The following is a 12,651-nucleotide window of genomic DNA, read 5'->3' on the forward strand; positions in this document are numbered from 1 at the left end:
TCACCCGCTGACGGCCTCGCGCACCGCCGCCATGAACTCCTCCGTGCGGGGGTGCGTGGGGTGGGCGGGGCCGGCGAGGTAGACCGTCGCGGCGGGGGCGTCCTCGACCGGGACGAAGCGGACGCCGGGGTGGCCGTGGCTCTCCCCGGTGCCGGCGGCCGCGATGCCGAACGCGTCGCCCGTCGCGATGATGTTCAGCCACTCGTCGACGTTGTGCACCTCGACGGTGCGGGACGGGCGCTGCACCGGGGGCCACAGGTCCGGCGAGCCGGTGCCCGTTTCCGGCCACACCGCGAGGGGCAGGCGCGGGTTCTCGGTGAGCTCGGCGAGGCGCACGCGGGTGCGGCCGGCGAGCGGGTGGTCGTCGGGGAGGGCGGCGATGCGGTCCTCGGTGTAGAGGGCCTCGGTGCGGATGCGCGGGTCACGGGGGCGGGTGCGCAGCACGGCCACGTCGGTGTCGCCCGTGGCCAGGCCCGCGGTGTGGTTGTCCTGGCGGACGACTTCGAGCGGCACGTGCGGGTGCGAGCGGCGCCAGGAGCGCAGGAGCGGGACGGTCTGCTGTCCCAGGACCGCGCAGGTGTAGCCCAGGCGGAGGGGGCGGGAGAGCGCCCTGGTGTCCGCGAGCGCGGCGTCGAGGTGGGCCAGGATGGCCCGGCCGTGCCCGAGCAGGGTGGCCCCGGCCGGGGTGAGGTCCAGGTGCCGCGACGACCGGTCGACCAGCCGCACGCCGACGCGGGCCTCCAGCTGGGCGAGCGTCCGGGAGAGGGCGGGCTGCGTGACGTGCAGCCGGGCCGCGGCGGCGGTGACGGTGCCGGCCTCGGCGATGGCGGCCAAGGCCTTGAGGTGACGCAGCTCCACATCCATGCGCGGGAAGCATAGCTGCTGCGCAGAAGGCATTTCCGGGGGTGGGGAAGAGTCCGTAGCGTTGGCTTCGCAGGGGATTCCGAGATCTGAGGGATTCCGAGATCTGATGTACGGGATGGGACGGGCCGGTTATGAAGATTCTTCTGGTGGGTGCGGGCGGAACGCTCGGCGGCGCGGTGCGGAAGGCGCTGGCGGAGCGGGGCCACGAGGTGATCGGCGTGGGGCGCACCGGCGGGGACGTGATCTGCGACGTCACCGACCCGGAGGCGGTCGGGCGGCTGTACGCGCGGGTGGAGGGGCTGGACGCGGTGGCGGTCGCGGCCGGTGACGCGGTCTTCAAACCGTTCGGCGAGCTGACGGCGGACGACTTCGCGGCGACGTTCCGCGGCAAGGCGCTCAGCCAGGTGGAGCTGGTCCGGCAGGGGGCGCGGCACGTGGCCCCCACCGGGTCGTTCACGCTGATCAGCGGGGTACTCACGGACGAGCCGATCGTGGCCGGGGCGGCGGCTTCCGCGGCGAACGGTGCGGTGGAGGCGTTCGTACGGGCCGCGGCGATCGAGCTCGCGCCGCAGCGGATCAATGCGGTGAGCCCGACGGTGGTCGAGGAGTCCCTCCCGGGCTACGCCCCGTTCTTCCCGGGCATGGAAGCGGTCCCGGCGTCCCGGGTGGCGACGGCGTACGTCCGCGCGATCGAGGGCGCTCAGACGGCCCGCGTCTACGCGGTCCGCTGACCGCCCCCGCCCCCTTACCCGGGCACCGTTTACCTGAGCACCGTCTCCAGGAAGTCGCTGCCCAGGCGGGCCACTATCGGGAGGTCCAGTTGGTGGAGGACGTAGCGGCCGCGGCGGCGGGTGGTCAGGAGACCCGCCTTCTTCATCACGGCCACGTGCCGGGACACCTCCGGCGGCGTCAGGTCGAAGGCCGTCGCCAGCTCGCCCGTGGTGTGCGGGCCGCGGGCCAGCGTGCGGCACAGCCGCATGCGCACCGGGTGCGCGAGGGCTTCCATCCGCTGCTGGACCAGCTGCAGGGCGGGCCCGCGCGGCAGCTCCGGCGCGGCCACCGGGTACTGGACCATCGGCCGCCAGCCCGGCCGGTGCAGCACGATCAGGTGCGGCCACCCGAAGGCGGTGGGGACGAACGTGATGCCGTCCCGGGGCGCCGCACCCCGCCCGTTCGACAGCTTGTCGAAGACGAGCCGCGTGCCGTCCTCGCTGACGGAGACGGCCGTGGAGACGGCGGCCAGGGCCTCCGCGAGACCGTGGCGCCGCAGCAGCTCCGCCTTGTGCCGGGCGTCGGCGGCCAGCTGCACCCGCACCCGCTGCCAGTTGTCGGCGAAGAAGGCCTCGTCGCAGTCCTCCAGGAGCCGCCGCAGCCATGCCCGCAGCGCGCCGGGGTTCTCCAGCATGCGGTCGGTGAACTGCGCCTGCCGCGGCCCCCGCGCCGCGGACAGCTCGCGCACGCGTGCCCGCTGCTCCGCGTCGACGAGGGGCGAGGGAACGGGCCGCTCGTAGGACGAGCTGCACGTGACCTCGAAGGCGGCGGACACGAACTGCTCGTCGTCCATGCGGTCGAGGTCGTCCAGGTCCTCGGCGAGCGTGGCGCGGGGCACGGCCGGCAGGAGCAGGTCGGAGCGCGCCGAGCGCCACAGGAAGTCGGCCTCGGTGAGCCGGTCGGCGAGGTCGGGCCGCAGCCCGGCGGCGGTGGCCGTCGCCCAGCCGTGCAGCCCGGGATGGTGGCCGGGCTCCGCCAGGACGTGCAGCATCGCGCCGAGCTCGGCCAGCGGCGACGGCCCGAACACGATGCGCTCGGGCGGCAGCCCGGCGATGTCGATCTCCACGCTCATGCGCCCATCCTGCCTCCCTTGCCAAGGGCCCCCGCGTCACTTGACGGTCCTCGTCAATCGACGCGGCAGGTCGGCGCGGACCGGAGCACCGTGGAAGGCATGAACGCAGCTCAGCAGCACATGCTCGACGTCTACCGCTCCGCCCAGCTCGGCACTCCGGCCCCGCCGGCCCCCGGCACCGGGGACGTGGAGGCCTACCGTTCCTTCCGCACCTGGCGCGCCTTCCAGGGCGTCGTCGACGAGCGGGTCGCGGCCCGCCGCGCCCGCCGGGCGGCGCTGCTCCGCCCCCTCCGCGCCGTCTTCTTCCGGCGGCCCGCAGCCGCCGCCGTCCGCCCGTACACGGCGCAGGACACCACCCGCCGCGTCCCGGACACCTGCGGCCGCCCGGCCGAGTGCTGACGCACACCGGAAGACGCTGCCCGGCGATATCCACAGGCCTGGGGACGTCCGGGGACTGCCCCTCCCGCCTCACGTAGCATGACGATGGAATCGTCCGGTACCCCCCGCGGACTGGAACGGAAGGCCATCGCCGCGTGAACGCACACACTTTCCCGGAGCACCCGAGCCCCCAGGACCGGCCCGCCCGGCTCACCGTCGGCGTCGTCGGCGCGGGTCGCGTCGGCCCGGCGCTCGCCGCCGCGCTCCGGCTCGCCGGGCACCGCCCGGTCGCCGTCTCCGGAGTCTCCGACGCCTCGGTGCGCAGGGCCGCGGCCCTGCTGCCGGAAGTCCCGCTCGTGCCGCCCGCCGAAGTCCTGGCGCGCGCCGAGCTGGTCCTGCTCACCGTGCCCGACGACGCCCTGCCGGGCCTGGTCAGCGGCCTCGCCGAGACGGGCGCCGTGCGCCCGGGCCAGCTCCTCGTGCACACCTCGGGCCGGCACGGCACCGCTGTCCTCGACCCCGCCCGCCGCGCCGGGGCCCTTCCGCTCGCCCTGCACCCGGCCATGACCTTCACCGGCACCCCGGTCGACGTCGACCGCCTGGCCGGCTGCTCCTTCGGCGTCACCGCGCCCGAGGAGCTGCGGCTCGCCGCGGAGGCCCTGGTCATCGAGATGGGCGGCGAGCCCGAGTGGATAGCGGAAGAGGCCCGCCCGCTCTACCACGCGGCCCTCGCCATGGGCTCGAACCACCTGGTCACCCTGGTCGCCCAGGCCATGGACCTGCTGCGGACCGCCGGCGTCGCCGCTCCCGACCGCATGCTCGGCCCGCTCCTCGGCGCCGCGCTCGACAACGTCCTGCGCAGCGGCGACGCGGCCCTGACGGGCCCCGTGGCCCGCGGCGACGCCGGCACGGTCGCCGCGCACGTCGCCGAGCTGCGTGTCCACGCACCCCAGGCCGTCGCCGGCTATCTGGCGATGGCCCGCACCACCGCCGACCGCGCGCTCGCGGCCGGCCTGCTCAAGCCGGAACTGGCGGAGGACCTGCTCGGCGTCCTCGCGGACGGAGGCACCGCATGACCATCCAGCTCACCCGTGACGCCGAGGAGCTGCACGCCCTCCCGCACGAAGGCCGCCGCGCCGTCGTGATGACGATGGGCGCCCTGCACGAGGGCCACGCCACCCTCGTCCGCGAGGCGCGCCGCCTGGCCGGCCCGGAGGGCCAGGTCGTCGTCACGGTCTTCGTCAACCCGCTGCAATTCGGCGCGGGTGAGGATCTCGACCGCTACCCGCGCACCCTCGACGCCGACATCGACATAGCCGAGCAGGCCGGCGCCGACGTCGTCTTCGCCCCTTCCGTGGACGAGGTCTACCCCGGCGGCGAGCCCCAGGTCCGCATCACCGCCGGCCCCATGGGCGAGCGCCTCGAAGGCGCCTCCCGCCCCGGCCACTTCGACGGCATGCTCACCGTCGTCGCCAAGCTCCTGCACCTCACCGCGCCGGACCTCGCGCTGTTCGGCCAGAAGGACGCCCAGCAGCTCGCCCTGATCCGCCGCATGGTGCGTGACCTCAACTTCCCCGTGGAGGTCGTGGGCGTGGAGACGGTCCGCGAGGGCGACAACCTCGCGCTGTCGAGCCGCAACCGCTATCTCTCCGTGGCCGACCGGGCTACGGCGCTGGAGATCTCGCGCGCCCTGCTGACCGCAGAGGCCGCCGCCGAACTCGGGGCAGGGCCCGTCCGGCGCTCCGCCCGGGTCGTGCTCGACGCCGCGGCGCAGATGGAGCCCCCGCTCCACCTCGACTACGTCGCCCTCGTCGACCCCGCCGACTTCACCGACGTCCCCGACGACTACGAGGGCGAGGCCGTCCTCGCCGTCGCCGCCAAGGTCGGCACCACCCGCCTGATCGACAACGTCCCCCTCACCGTCGGCCCGGCCACGGGAGCGCAGCGATGACCGGCATACGGCTCCACGCGCCCCGCCCCGGCTGGTCCGTCGACGCCGACGTCGTCGTCGTGGGCTCCGGCGTGGCCGGGCTCACCGTCGCGCTGCGCTGCGCCGCCGCCGGCGCGAAGGTCACCGTCGTCACCAAGGCGCTCCTGGACGACGGCTCCACCCGCTGGGCCCAGGGCGGGATAGCGGCAGCGCTCGGCGAGGGCGACACCCCCGAGCAGCACCTGGACGACACGCTCGTCGCCGGTGCGGGCCTCTGCGACGAGGAGGCCGTGCGGGCCCTGGTCACCGAGGGCCCCGACGCCGTGCGCCGGCTCATCGCCACGGGCGCCCGGTTCGACACCGACGCCGACACGGGCGCCGTCCTGCTCACCCGTGAGGGCGGCCACCACCGCCGCCGCATCGCCCATGCGGGCGGTGACGCGACCGGCGCCGAGATCTCCCGCGCCCTCGTCGAGGCCGTCCGCGCGGCCGGCATCGAGACCATCGAGCACGCCCTCGTCCTCGACCTCCTCAAGGACGCGGACGGCCGGGCCGCCGGCGTCACCCTGCACGTCATGGGCGAGGGCGAGCGCGACGGCGTCGGCGCCGTACGGGCCCGGGCCGTCGTCCTCGCGACCGGCGGCATGGGCCAGGTCTTCTCCGCGACCACGAACCCGGCGGTCTCCACCGGCGACGGCGTCGCCCTCGCCCTGCGGGCCGGGGCCGAGGTCTCCGACCTGGAGTTCGTCCAGTTCCACCCCACCGTGCTGTGGCTCGGCCCGGACGCCGAAGGACAGCAGCCGCTCGTGTCGGAGGCGGTGCGCGGCGAGGGCGCCCACCTCGTCGACGCGAACGGCCACCGCTTCATGGTCGGTGCCCACGAGCTCGCCGAGCTGGCCCCGCGCGACATCGTCGCCAAGGGCATCATGCGGCGCATGCAGGAGCTCGGCGCTCCGCACATGTACCTCGACGCCCGCCACTTCGGCGCGCGGATGTGGGAGCAGCGCTTCCCCACGATCCTCGCCGCCTGCCGCGCGCACGGCATCGACCCGGTCACCGAGCCGATCCCGGTCGCGCCCGCCGCGCACTACGCCTCCGGCGGCGTCCGTACGGACCTGGCGGGCCGTTCGTCCGTGCCGGGCCTCTACGCGTGCGGCGAGGTCGCCTGCACGGGCGTGCACGGCGCGAACCGCCTCGCGTCGAACTCGCTGCTGGAAGGGCTCGTCTTCGCGGAGCGCATCGCCGCGGACGTCACGGAGGTCCTCCGGGAGGCCGGCGCGCCCCCGCGGCCCGCGGCCACCGGCACGGACACCGGCGCCGGCACGGTGCTCGCCGGTCCGAAGGCCCGGCTGGAGATCCAGCGCATCATGTCCGAGGGCGCCGGGGTCCTGCGGTCCAGGGAGAGCCTCGACCGGGCGGCCGCGGAGCTCGCGCGCATCGACGACGACGCCGCGGCCGCGCTGGAAGCGCCCGGCACCGAGAGCTGGGAGGCCACCAACCTCCTGCTCGTCGCCCGCGTCCTCGTCGCCGCCGCCCTGCGACGCGAGGAGACCCGCGGCTGCCACTGGCGCGAGGACGCCCCCGACCGGGACGATGCCTGGCGTCGCCACCTCTTGGTGACCCTGCGCCCGGACCGTACGCTCGCGGTCTCCACCACCGAGACGGCCGCCTTCCCGCCCGCGGCCGCCCCGACGCCCCACCCGCCCACGAACGGCGCCCACCCGAGGAGCACCACGTGACCACCCCGAACGACCTCCCCCTCCACCAGATCGGCCAGGACATCCAGGTGAACCTCGAAACGGCCACCGGCGGCTGCGGTGACGGCTGCGGCTGCGGCGAGACGTTCGCGGAGGACGCCATGGAGTGCGGGCTCGACCCCGACCTCGCCCGCCTCCTCGCCGACGCCGGCCTCGACCCCCTCCAGGTCGAGGACATCGCCCACGTCGCCATCGAGGAGGACCTCGACGGCGGCGAGGACGTCACCACCCTGGCCACCATCCCCGCGGACGCCGTCGCCACCGGCGACTTCACCGCCCGCACCGACGGCACCGTCGCCGGCCTGCACATCGCCGAGGCGATCCTCTCGGTCGTCTGCACCGAGGAGTTCGAGGTCGAGCGGCACGTCGAGGACGGCGACCGGGTGACCGCCGGCCAGAAGCTGCTCACCGTCCGCACCCGCACCCGCGACCTGCTCACCGCCGAGCGCAGCGCGCTCAACATCCTGTGCCGCCTGTCGGGCATCGCCACCGCGACCCGCGAGTGGGCCGACCTGCTGGACGGCACCAAGGCCGCCGTCCGCGACACCCGCAAGACCACGGTCGGCCTGCGCGCCCTGGAGAAGTACGCGGTCCGCTGCGGCGGCGGCGTCAACCACCGCATGTCCCTGTCGGACGCGGCCCTCATCAAGGACAACCACGTGGTCGCGGCCGGCGGCGTCGCCGAGGCCTTCAAGGCCGTCCGGGACGCCTGCCCGGGCCTGGCCATCGAGGTCGAGGTCGACCGGATCGACCAGATCGAGCCGGTCCTCGCCGAGGGCGCCGACCTCGTCATGCTGGACAACTTCACCCCCGAGCAGACCCGCGAGGCCGTCGAACTGGTCGCGGGCCGCGCCCTGCTGGAGTCCTCCGGCCGCCTCACCCTGGTCAACGCCCACGCCTACGCCGAGACCGGCGTGGACTACCTGGCGGTCGGCGCGCTGACGCACTCCTCCCCGATCCTCGACATCGGCCTGGACCTGCGCGAGGGCGACGGCGACGAGCCGCAGGGGGAAACCGCCTGATGCTGCTCACCATCGATGTCGGCAACACCCATACGGTCCTCGGCCTGTTCGACGGCGAGGAGATCGTCGAGCACTGGCGGGTGTCGACCGACCCCCGCCGGACGGCCGACGAACTGGCCGTCCTCCTCCAGGGCCTGATGGGCATGCACCCGCTGCTCGGCGAGGAGCTCGGCGACGGCATCGACGGCATCGCCATCTGCTCCACGGTCCCCGCGGTCCTGCACGAGCTGCGCGAGGTCACCCGCCGCTATTACGGCGACGTGCCCGCGGTCCTGGTCGAGCCGGGCGTGAAGACCGGGGTGCCGATCCTGATGGACAACCCCAAGGAGGTCGGCGCCGACCGGATCGTCAACGCCGTCGCGGCCGTCGAGCTCTACGGCGGCCCGTGCATCGTCGTCGACTTCGGCACGGCCACGACCTTCGACGCGGTCAGCGCCCGCGGCGAGTACGCGGGCGGGGTGATCGCCCCGGGCATCGAGATCTCGGTGGAGGCGCTGGGCGTTAAGGGCGCGCAGCTCCGCAAGATCGAGCTGGCCCGCCCGCGCGGCGTCATCGGGAAGAACACGGTCGAGGCCATGCAGTCCGGCATCCTCTACGGCTTCGCCGGGCAGGTCGACGGCGTCGTCGAGCGGATGGCCCGCGAGCTCGCCGACGATCCGGACGAGGTCACCGTCATCGCCACCGGCGGGCTCTCGCCCCTGGTGCTCGGCGAGGCGTCGGTCATCGACGAACACGAGCCGTGGCTCACGCTGATCGGCCTGCGGCTGGTGTACGAGCGGAACGTCTCCCGCACGTAGGGCGCGGGTCGCGGCCCGCGCGCAACCAACCGTCCGTTTCAACTGTCCTGTCAGCTGCGGAACCTGATCCTGTATCCGACGGGCGTGGAGCGTATGGGAATGAAGCGGACAATGCGGTGGGCGGCGGTGCCCGCCGCGGCGCTGGCGGCCGGGCTGGGGCTGTGCGCCGCCGCGGCGCAGGCCGCTCCGGCGCAGGACGGGCCGGCCTCCCGCGCCGACTACCAGGCCGTCGCCCATCCGGTCGTGGGCCGGGTCGGCGAGACCGTCGAGGTCGAGCTGGGCGTCAGGAACGGCGGCCCCGGCCCGGGCGGCGGGCGGCCCGGGCACGGCGCCGGCCTGTACGAGGTGACGCCGCCGCCGGGCACGGCGATCGTCGCGGCCCCGCGCAGCGGCGCCCGGCAGCCGTGTGTGGCGGCGGTGAGCCCGGGCGCGGCGCCCAGCTCGTACATCTGCTCCATCGAGGAGAGCTTCTCCGCGGGCGAGCGGGACACGCTCAGCTTCCGGGTCCGCATCGACGAGAAGGTCGACGGAGCGGAGGGCCTGGTCCGGATCCTCGACCGCGACGGCGCGCCGGCCTCCGACCCGGACCCCGGCAACGACACGGCGCCGATCCGCGTCGAGGTCATGGACCGCGCGCCCGAGCCGGTCGCCTCGCCGGCGGCGAACGGCACGCTCCTGCTCGCGACGACGTCGGGGACGGCGGTTTCGGCCGGGGCGATCGCGTTCGGGGTCAAGCGGCGCAGGCGGTAGCCCCGCGGGCCGCGCGCGGTCACCGCACCCGGCGCGTTCGTCGTGAAGCGGCCGGCAAGGCCCGGGGCCACGCCGTAAAAGTTCGGCCTATGCGAAAATTGTCCGTTTAGCACTTAAAGTCGGCGCATGCCCACGCCATACGGATCCCGCGGCGGCATGGCGTTCAGCGCGGACGAACTGCGCGTGCTGCGCCGAGCCCTCGCCATCGCCCTCCACCCCCATGCCGTCCCCGGGCGCCCCGGCCCCGAGCGCGCCGCGGAGGTGCGCGACTGCTTCCGGCTCGCCGAGGCCGTGGACGAGGCGGTGCTGGAGAGCGGACGGCTGCGCGCCTTCCTCCGCGCCGACCTCGCCCGCTACCGCGCCGCCCTGCCCGGCGCCGCCTCCGGCTACGCCGAGCGCCTCCAGGACGCCCTGGCGGCGGGCTACCGGCCGCGCGAGGAGGACCTCGACGCGCTCCGCGCCCTGAGCGCCACCCCCACCGCCGGGCCTGCCGCGGCCGCCTACCGGGCCCTGCTGCGCCGCTGCGAGCTCGCGGCGGGCCCGCCCGGCCGGGGTGCGGCCGCCGACCGCACGGCCTGCGCGGTGCCCGCCGCGCGCATCCGGCTGCGCCGCACCCCGCTGCTCGCCCTGCCCGGCGGCCGCCCGCCGACCGCCGGGGCCTCCGCGCCGCGGCCCGGGCAGAAGCCGGTCAGGAAACCGGCCGAGAAACCCGCGGAGAAGCCCGGCGGCGAGCCCGGCAAGCCGTCCGCGCCGAGCCCGGGCCGGCCCATCCCCACGCCCGGCGAGGTCTTCCCGCCCCGCCGCAAGCCCGCCCCGCCCGCGGGCGCCGAGGCGCCGCACGCCCGACCCGCCTGAAAGGCGGCCGGGCGCGCGCGTAATCTGGACGGGCCTCTGACAAACCGTGCTTTCCCGATCCAGAAGGAGCCGGCCATGGACTATGTCGCCGCACTGGTGCCGCCCGTCGTGATGGCGATCGCCTTCACCGCCCTGGTCGTGACGATCATCAAGAGCCAGGGTGGCGCGAACAAGGGCAAGGAAGACGCCGCGGTCGACGCCGCGCTGGCCCGCGCGGAAGCCGCGCAGCAGCCCGCCGAGGGCAGCGCGGCCTGACGCGGGCGCGCCCGTCGCGGGCGCGGTCGCTCACGGGGCGTACGGCAAGGGACCACAATTCCCGCCGTGCGCCCTTTTTGCTGCCCCTTTGCAGCTCCGATAAAGCGTCATTCCAGACATCTCCCACTATTATTCGCGTGTGGTCAGACGCCTGGGTGATCTGGAAGACGCCGTCATGACGCGCGTGTGGGACTGGAACCGGCCGGTCACTGTTCGAGAAGTGCTGGAAGACCTTCAACAGGAACGGTCCATCGCCTACACCACGGTCATGACCGTAATGGACAACCTGTATCAGAAGGGCTGGCTGCGACGGGAAGCGGAAGGCCGGGCCTATCGATATGAGGCGGTCTCCAACCGGGCCGCCTACTCGGCCGCACTGATGAACGAAGCGTGGTCCGTGAGCGACAACCCCGCGGCCGCTCTCGTCGCCTTCTTCGGCATGATGTCGGCCGAACAACGCGAAGCCCTGCGGGACGCGATCCGGGTCGTGCAACTCGACGGGCCCGGGGACGGCCCGGGCACCCCGGGACGATAGCGTCCGGGCATGCCCGCGCTATCAAAAGTCGTCACCGTCCGCCGTGCCCGGACCAGCGATGTGGCGGCGCTGCGCCGCCTCATCAACACGTACGTTCGTGACCGCATCCTGCTCGACAAAGCCACCGTCACTCTTTACGAGGACATCCAGGAGTTCTGGGTGGCCGAGCGGGACGAGGACGGCGCCGTCGTCGGCTGCGGGGCCCTGCACGTGATGTGGGAAGACCTCGCGGAGGTACGCACTCTCGCGGTGGACCCGGACGTCAAGGGCGGCGGCGTCGGGCACGCCGTACTGGACAAGCTGCTCCAGACGGCGCGCTGGCTCGGCGTGCGGCGTATTTTCTGCCTCACCTTCGAAGTCGACTTCTTCGCGAAGCACGGCTTCGTGGAGATCGGTGAGACACCCGTGGACGGTGATGTCTACAGCGAGCTGCTGCGTTCCTATGACGAGGGCGTCGCCGAGTTCCTGGGTCTCGAACGGGTGAAGCCGAACACCCTTGGCAACAGCCGGATGCTTCTGCATCTGTGATCGCGGTCCCTATGTCCGAATCGCGCCCCTATCACATGCCTCCGGAAGGGATGCTTCCCACGCGGAAGGCGGGCTGAACCTTCCCGGGGGGTTTGTGTTTTTCCGGGAAAGGCGGTTTGCTATTCCTCCGTAATCCCATTTTCCACTGAAAGGATTCCCCGTGGCGCAGAAGGTTCAGGTCCTTCTTGTCGATGACCTCGACGGTGGCGAGGCCGACGAGACCGTGACGTTCGCCCTGGACGGGAAGACGTACGAGATCGACCTCACCACGGCCAACGCCGACAAGCTCCGCCAGGCGCTCGCGGACTACGTGAAGTCCGCCCGCCGCACCGGTGGCCGCGCCGCCGGCGCCCGCGGCAAGGCGCGCACGGCCGCGGTCTCGGGCGGCAGCCCGGACACCGCGAAGATCCGCGCCTGGGCCAAGAAGAACGGCTACAACGTCAACGACCGCGGCCGCGTGCCCGCCGACATCCGCGAGGCGTACGAGAAGGCCAACGCCTGACCTTTCCCCGGCAGGCGGCGGCGCGCTCTGCGGGCGCGCAGCAGCCGGGCCCGGTGCGCCTCCGTGGCGGCCGCGCCCACCAGCCGTGCGAGATCGGGGGCGTTTCCCTCGCCCCCGAGGCCGGTCACCGGCAGCGGCGGCTCGACCCCGCCCCCGCCCCCGTACTTCCCCGGCCGGGGAGGCCGTACCCACACGGCCCGCTCCGGCCCGGCGGGCACGGGCGCGGCGATCCGCCCGCCCGGCCCCAGGACGGCCAGGTCCAGGGCCACCTCGCCCCACTCCAGCCAGTCGAGCAGCACCGGCAGCTCGTCGGCGCTGCCCGCGGCCAGCAGGAACCACAGCCTCCGGGCCCGGGTGTCGAGCACGACCGGCCCGGTGCGCACCGGGCGGCCGAGCAGCGCCGCGCCCGCGTCCAGGGGCAGGCCCAGGGCGTCGAAGCGGACGCCGGTCAGCAGCTCCAGGGGCGCCTTTCCGGAGGTGGGCCAGCCGAGCGCGCGCTCGTACCACCACCGCGCCTGGCACCATGGAGCTGCGGGACCTCCGGGGCGCGGGTGGCAGGCGGTCATGTGCGGTGCAACTGCGAAACGCCCAAGAGGTTACTCTGGGTGGGTAGTTGGGCACACTCCGTATAAGGA

Annotated in this window: 16 protein-coding genes; 13 read left to right on the forward strand and 3 right to left on the reverse strand. The window is 74.2% G+C overall.

Going from position 1 to position 12,651, the window contains the following annotated elements; genetic code table 11:
• Window positions 1-864 carry a LysR family transcriptional regulator gene (locus D7231_RS13015; protein WP_120755510.1) on the reverse strand — a complete coding sequence of 288 codons (864 nt, stop codon included), beginning with the start codon at window positions 862-864 and terminating at the stop codon, window positions 1-3.
• Between the two features lie 131 nt (window positions 865-995).
• On the opposite strand from D7231_RS13015, the gene D7231_RS13020 reads away from it, so the two are divergent.
• Complete coding sequence (locus D7231_RS13020; RefSeq protein ID WP_120755511.1) at window positions 996-1,595, forward strand: short chain dehydrogenase; 600 nt, start codon at window positions 996-998, stop codon at window positions 1,593-1,595.
• A gap of 29 nt (window positions 1,596-1,624) precedes the next feature.
• On the opposite strand, the gene D7231_RS13025 is transcribed toward D7231_RS13020, so the two are convergent.
• Window positions 1,625-2,707 (reverse strand): DUF5937 family protein, encoded by a 1,083-nt coding sequence (locus D7231_RS13025; protein ID WP_120755512.1) that lies wholly within the window; start codon window positions 2,705-2,707, stop codon window positions 1,625-1,627.
• A gap of 99 nt (window positions 2,708-2,806) precedes the next feature.
• On the opposite strand from D7231_RS13025, the gene D7231_RS13030 reads away from it, so the two are divergent.
• From D7231_RS13030 to D7231_RS13085, 12 genes are all read left to right on the forward strand, one after another.
• Window positions 2,807-3,106 (forward strand): hypothetical protein, encoded by a 300-nt coding sequence (locus D7231_RS13030; RefSeq protein WP_120755513.1) that lies wholly within the window; start codon window positions 2,807-2,809, stop codon window positions 3,104-3,106.
• A gap of 134 nt (window positions 3,107-3,240) precedes the next feature.
• Entirely contained in the window at window positions 3,241-4,161 is a 921-nt protein-coding gene (locus D7231_RS13035; RefSeq protein ID WP_120755514.1) for a Rossmann-like and DUF2520 domain-containing protein, read from the forward strand.
• Entirely contained in the window at window positions 4,158-5,036 is an 879-nt protein-coding gene (gene panC, locus D7231_RS13040) for a pantoate--beta-alanine ligase (RefSeq protein WP_120755515.1), read from the forward strand. The genes D7231_RS13035 and panC overlap by 4 nt, the downstream gene beginning before the upstream one ends.
• Window positions 5,033-6,754 carry an L-aspartate oxidase gene (locus D7231_RS13045; RefSeq protein ID WP_120755516.1) on the forward strand — a complete coding sequence of 574 codons (1,722 nt, stop codon included), beginning with the start codon at window positions 5,033-5,035 and terminating at the stop codon, window positions 6,752-6,754. The genes panC and D7231_RS13045 overlap by 4 nt, the downstream gene beginning before the upstream one ends.
• Complete coding sequence (gene nadC / locus D7231_RS13050; RefSeq protein ID WP_120755517.1) at window positions 6,751-7,794, forward strand: carboxylating nicotinate-nucleotide diphosphorylase; 1,044 nt, start codon at window positions 6,751-6,753, stop codon at window positions 7,792-7,794. Before D7231_RS13045 ends, nadC begins: the two co-directional genes overlap by 4 nt.
• Window positions 7,794-8,591, forward strand: coding sequence for a type III pantothenate kinase (locus tag D7231_RS13055; protein ID WP_120755518.1), 798 nt, complete (start codon window positions 7,794-7,796; stop codon window positions 8,589-8,591). Before nadC ends, D7231_RS13055 begins: the two co-directional genes overlap by 1 nt.
• Window positions 8,592-8,690: 99 nt before the next feature.
• A complete protein-coding gene (locus D7231_RS13060; RefSeq protein ID WP_147449713.1) occupies window positions 8,691-9,341 on the forward strand; it encodes a hypothetical protein in 651 nt (216 codons plus the stop codon).
• 126 nt (window positions 9,342-9,467) lie between these two features.
• Window positions 9,468-10,196, forward strand: a complete 729-nt coding sequence (locus D7231_RS13065; protein ID WP_120755520.1) for a hypothetical protein — start codon at window positions 9,468-9,470, stop codon at window positions 10,194-10,196.
• A 75-nt stretch (window positions 10,197-10,271) separates the two neighbouring features.
• Window positions 10,272-10,451 (forward strand): hypothetical protein, encoded by a 180-nt coding sequence (locus D7231_RS13070; RefSeq protein ID WP_120755521.1) that lies wholly within the window; start codon window positions 10,272-10,274, stop codon window positions 10,449-10,451.
• Between the two features lie 139 nt (window positions 10,452-10,590).
• Window positions 10,591-10,986 carry a BlaI/MecI/CopY family transcriptional regulator gene (locus tag D7231_RS13075; protein ID WP_120755522.1) on the forward strand — a complete coding sequence of 132 codons (396 nt, stop codon included), beginning with the start codon at window positions 10,591-10,593 and terminating at the stop codon, window positions 10,984-10,986.
• A gap of 9 nt (window positions 10,987-10,995) precedes the next feature.
• Window positions 10,996-11,514, forward strand: a complete 519-nt coding sequence (locus D7231_RS13080; protein ID WP_120755523.1) for an amino-acid N-acetyltransferase — start codon at window positions 10,996-10,998, stop codon at window positions 11,512-11,514.
• A 160-nt stretch (window positions 11,515-11,674) separates the two neighbouring features.
• Complete coding sequence (locus D7231_RS13085; RefSeq protein ID WP_120755524.1) at window positions 11,675-12,016, forward strand: histone-like nucleoid-structuring protein Lsr2; 342 nt, start codon at window positions 11,675-11,677, stop codon at window positions 12,014-12,016.
• On the opposite strand, the gene D7231_RS13090 is transcribed toward D7231_RS13085, so the two are convergent.
• Entirely contained in the window at window positions 11,947-12,582 is a 636-nt protein-coding gene (locus D7231_RS13090) for an SCO3374 family protein (RefSeq protein WP_120755525.1), read from the reverse strand. The genes D7231_RS13085 and D7231_RS13090 overlap by 70 nt on opposite strands.
• Window positions 12,583-12,651: the final 69 nt, after the last annotated feature.

The organism is Streptomyces klenkii (assembly GCF_003626645.1).
In the GTDB taxonomy this organism is placed as follows: Bacteria; Actinomycetota; Actinomycetes; order Streptomycetales; family Streptomycetaceae; genus Streptomyces; species Streptomyces klenkii.

Bases quoted from the DNA above. Each gene is read 5' to 3' on its own strand.
- D7231_RS13015 (WP_120755510.1), bottom strand. From the start codon at position 864: ATGGATGTGGAGCTGCGTCACCTCAAGGCCTTGGCCGCCATCGCCGAG.
- D7231_RS13020 (WP_120755511.1), top strand. From the start codon at position 996: ATGAAGATTCTTCTGGTGGGTGCGGGCGGAACGCTCGGCGGCGCGGTG.
- D7231_RS13025 (WP_120755512.1), bottom strand. From the start codon at position 2,707: ATGAGCGTGGAGATCGACATCGCCGGGCTGCCGCCCGAGCGCATCGTG.
- D7231_RS13030 (WP_120755513.1), top strand. From the start codon at position 2,807: ATGAACGCAGCTCAGCAGCACATGCTCGACGTCTACCGCTCCGCCCAG.
- panC (WP_120755515.1), top strand. From the start codon at position 4,158: ATGACCATCCAGCTCACCCGTGACGCCGAGGAGCTGCACGCCCTCCCG.
- D7231_RS13045 (WP_120755516.1), top strand. From the start codon at position 5,033: ATGACCGGCATACGGCTCCACGCGCCCCGCCCCGGCTGGTCCGTCGAC.
- D7231_RS13055 (WP_120755518.1), top strand. From the start codon at position 7,794: ATGCTGCTCACCATCGATGTCGGCAACACCCATACGGTCCTCGGCCTG.
- D7231_RS13060 (WP_147449713.1), top strand. From the start codon at position 8,691: ATGAAGCGGACAATGCGGTGGGCGGCGGTGCCCGCCGCGGCGCTGGCG.
- D7231_RS13065 (WP_120755520.1), top strand. From the start codon at position 9,468: ATGCCCACGCCATACGGATCCCGCGGCGGCATGGCGTTCAGCGCGGAC.
- D7231_RS13070 (WP_120755521.1), top strand. From the start codon at position 10,272: ATGGACTATGTCGCCGCACTGGTGCCGCCCGTCGTGATGGCGATCGCC.
- D7231_RS13080 (WP_120755523.1), top strand. From the start codon at position 10,996: ATGCCCGCGCTATCAAAAGTCGTCACCGTCCGCCGTGCCCGGACCAGC.
- D7231_RS13090 (WP_120755525.1), bottom strand. From the start codon at position 12,582: ATGACCGCCTGCCACCCGCGCCCCGGAGGTCCCGCAGCTCCATGGTGC.